Below are 3,805 nucleotides of genomic sequence, written 5' to 3' on the forward strand. Positions count from 1 at the left end.
AAGCCAAGCTTAAATGGTGGCTTTGGAAGGACTAAATTTACGAATTTGACCCGCGCGAGCCGTTTAAATTTAAGCGGATTTACTAGCGACCGAAGCGGCTGTATTTGCGGCACGAAACGGCGCCTCACGGAAGTGCAAGCTAGCAAGCACAATGAACGGCGTAAATTTTATGCGCGAGCTTTGCGAACACAATGCGATAAAGCGGCGCAAAGAGCCTAAATTTAACGGGCGCGGCGTAGCGGCTAGTGCAAAGTACAAACATAGCCGCAATATGAAATTTTGATTTTATTCACAGGCACGCTTTGCGACTAAGCGGCCTGTACGAAATATAAAATCGCCGATTTCTGGCAAGCGCGCGCCGAGCCGTATATACGTCGCAAATATAAAAGTGGCGACAGTCGGTGTCTTTAGGCGGGCACGTACGGCGCGGTCTTTCACGACGGCAAGGAACGGCGGCTGATATTTAATCGCGCTATGGAGAAAATGAAATAGGCGGCGCGAGTTTTGCTTTTTTGGCGTAAATTTTACGAACGCCGCGCAGATTATCGCGCGAGCCTTACGAGCAGCAAAAAGCGTAAATTTAACGGGCGCCGTATAATTGGGGCGCCGCAAAGCGGAAGGACGGTTAAGATGAAATTTTTTGCTACTTTGATTTTATGCGCGAGCGCGCTTTTTGGCGAGACGATCAGCGCGAAATATGAGATTTCGTTCGGCGTTTTCGGCGCGGTCGGCAGCGCAAACACGCGGCTCGTGCGGCAGAGCGATCGCTACGAGATCGTCATGGATGCCGTTGCGCAGGGCGTCGCGGGCAGCCTAAGCGGGCAAAGGCGCGAGAGCTTCCGCTCAAAGGGGCGCATCGTGGCGGGGCTTTTGATGCCCGATCTCTACGTCCACGAGGTCTCGCGCAAAAAGGGCAAAACGACGAAAAACGAGCGCAAAACCTACGCCTTCGACTACGCGCGCAAAACGATAAAATTTCAAAAGTTCAAGGGCGCGGGCGGCGAGCTACAGCTCGTAAGCGATGAAATTTTGCCCTATTTTGCGACGAACGACCTGCTGAGTTTGTTTTTCAATTTCTCTAAGATCCCGCACTCGGGCGATAAATTTTTCGTCCGAGCCGCGGGCGCAAAGAGCGCCGACGGAAGGATCGACATCGAAAGGCCGCGCGGAAGCGCCGCCGCAAATATCGCGAGCGAGCTTGGCGTCGCGCCGCCTAGCGATGCGGACACAAACTCCGGCGCAGCGACAAGCGCGAAACCGGGCGAGCATGGCGCAGACAAGCAGGCTGCGGCGATTTACGTGGTTTTCGTCAACCAGCCGATATTTTCGAGCAGCCGAGGCGAGCTCCACCTGAGTCTAAACGAGCGCGGTTACGCCGATCGCGCCGTTTTGAAGGACGTGCTGCTCTTCGGCGACATCCGCGCGCGGCTTGTGGAATGAGACTTCGTAAATTTACGAGGTAAATTTTGTTCAAATTTATCCCTGCTCGCTTCAAATGTCATCGTTTTCATATCGCTGAAAAAGGGCAAATTTGATCAATCATAATTTAATATAAATTTAAAATAGAGTCCGCTTTTATGATCTACACAAAAATTTGCGGCGGGATTTTATCTAAATTTTTCCCTGTTTTGAGTAGAAAATAGGCTTTTATCTCCCTGTATTCTTTGCTGCTTAAAAACGAAACCTCTATAAAAGAATTTTTGTCATATATCAATATGCTGTCATTTATAATATCAAAGCCTAGCCCGTTAAAAAGCCTATATAGCAATAAAGGAAAAAAGCTAATAGATATAATTACCGCAAAAATTATCCAAAAATTTTCCTCCCTTCCGTCTATCACTACCGCTACGAAAAAAACTAAAAGCAAGTATATAAAAGCAAATAGCAGCATAAGGCATTTTGTCTTTTTTGATATTTCGGGGTATGACGGTCCCGTAGTTCGTTTGATACAAGTTATATCTGAAATTTTGGTCTCGTATAAAACGGCTTCCGTCTTTTTAGAGTATAGAGTTATATCGTCATTTTTAAAGCATATATAGCACTTGCCGAAATTTGAGAATTTATTTAATGCTCTGAGCGGAAAGTAGCAATCCAGCAAAACGAGAAATAAAATTTGCTGGGCGGAAAATTTACCGCATATCGCCATCAATATCGTAGTAATGATATAAATCGCGCCGATGATAGCATTTAAAATTATAGCATGGTCTTTTATGATTATCGGCTCTTTATCGTAATCACGAGTTTTAGCGCCCCGCGATGAAATACCGCCTGGGTTTAAATTTTGAAATTTTACCTCATCTTTTGAGTTTAAATTTGTATCTCGGAAATTTGCGCCGCAAAGATGATCGGGTTGCGATTCGGGGTCTGTTTGATTAAAATTCGCATTTTTAAAGCTTTTGCTACTCAAATTTGTATCGTTTAAATTTAATGAGCTGCGATCCGTTGCATCGCTTAAATCCGCATCGTCAAAGATATCGGCGTTAGCGCCTTTTCGCAGCTTTTGTTTTAAATTTCGGTGCTGTTCGTTTAGAAGCTTTTTTGATTCCTCAAGCCGCACTTTGTCCAAAAAATATCCTTAAGCTTAGATCGCTCGTATTTTATAATTTCAGGCTTAAATCGCAATAAATCGCGTTCGTTTCGCCCGTTTTTGATTTTATTTAAAAGATATGTTTTTGCATTGCGCCGCATGCGCGAAATGACGGCAGCAAGGGCGCGGCAAAAGAAACGGACCACATTTTCGGATCGATTCATTTCTTAAATTTTCTTATGAAATCGCTCGCGTCCCGCGCAGCCATCGCTGAGCTCATAACGGCGATCCTGTCGGCTCCCGCGCGTAGGACGGAGGCGAAATTGCGCGGCGTTATGCCGCCCAGCGCGTAGATTTCGCCCGCGAAAAACTCCCGCACGGCGCAGATCAAATTTAGCCCCTTCGGCGCGAGCCCCGCCTTGCAATCAGTCGCAAATATATGGCTCAGACAGATTGCGCTCGCACCCAACTCCAGCGCCTCGCGCGCCTCCGCCTCGCTGTGGCAGGAAGCGACCAGTTTTTTGAAATTTGCGCGCAAAAACTCCGCGCCGCGCGCCGCACTGAAGCTCCGCAAAACCCCGAGCGGCAGCCATAAATTTCTCTCGCCCGCCCGCAGCGCAAAATCTGCAAAATTATGCACAAAGATCGCGGGCAGGCGCCTTGCGCTCTCTGCGCTCTGCGTGCCCTCCGCACCCTGCGAGTTTTCCGCTTCTTTCACGTTCTGTAAATTTTCTACGCCCTCTATACTTTCCGAGCTTTCTGTATACTGCGCGCTCTGCGAGTTCCCCGCATTTTTTGCACTATGCACATCATTCGCATTTTCTGTACTTTGCGCACCCTGCATACTTTCTGCATTTTCTGCGCCCCGTACGCCTTCTGCCGCGAGTTTTGTTTCGCTTGCAGCGCCGCGAAGCGAAATCTCGCCCGGTGCGCTATCATTCGCGCAGTTTACAGCGCCGATAAAATTTTCAGACAAAATTTCATCTAAAACGCAAGCGGAATTTTTAAACCGTATCTCATCTATAGCGGCACCGTGCCTGCGGGCTGTATCTGCGCAAAGCTCGCTCTTGCCGCCGCCCAAATGCGGCTTTTTTTGCAAAACTTTATTTGTGCCGCATTCGCGGAGAGAAATTTTATCCGCGCAGGCCGCACTCGCATCTAATCCGCCTACGAGGGCTTGGACGGCGCAGGCTCGATCGTCGTAAATTTTATGCGGAATCGTGCGCGCGCAAACTTCCTCTGCGAAAATTCCGTCCGAGCGAGCCGTATCCGTGCCAA

General features: G+C 48.4%; 4 protein-coding genes. 2 read left to right on the top strand and 2 right to left on the bottom strand.

Translation table 11 applies throughout. The features are described 5' to 3' along the window. The first annotated feature begins 151 nt into the window (after window positions 1-151). Window positions 152-283 carry a hypothetical protein gene (locus Q0236_RS00675; protein WP_297913801.1) on the top strand — a complete coding sequence of 44 codons (132 nt, stop codon included), beginning with the start codon at window positions 152-154 and terminating at the stop codon, window positions 281-283. 347 nt (window positions 284-630) lie between these two features. Beyond that, on the top strand, window positions 631-1,440 hold the full coding sequence (locus tag Q0236_RS00680; RefSeq protein WP_297913804.1) for a DUF3108 domain-containing protein: 810 nt from the start codon (window positions 631-633) through the stop codon (window positions 1,438-1,440). A gap of 142 nt (window positions 1,441-1,582) precedes the next feature. On the opposite strand, the gene Q0236_RS00685 is transcribed toward Q0236_RS00680, so the two are convergent. After that, window positions 1,583-2,566 carry a pentapeptide repeat-containing protein gene (locus Q0236_RS00685; RefSeq protein WP_297913806.1) on the bottom strand — a complete coding sequence of 328 codons (984 nt, stop codon included), beginning with the start codon at window positions 2,564-2,566 and terminating at the stop codon, window positions 1,583-1,585. Window positions 2,567-2,747: 181 nt separating this feature from the next. Beyond that, window positions 2,748-3,805 (bottom strand): thiamine phosphate synthase (locus tag Q0236_RS00690; RefSeq protein ID WP_297913809.1); only part of this gene is annotated, 1,058 nt, incomplete at its 5' end.

The sequence above is a fragment of the uncultured Campylobacter sp. genome, assembly GCF_938031315.1.
Classification (GTDB): domain Bacteria; phylum Campylobacterota; class Campylobacteria; order Campylobacterales; family Campylobacteraceae; genus Campylobacter_B.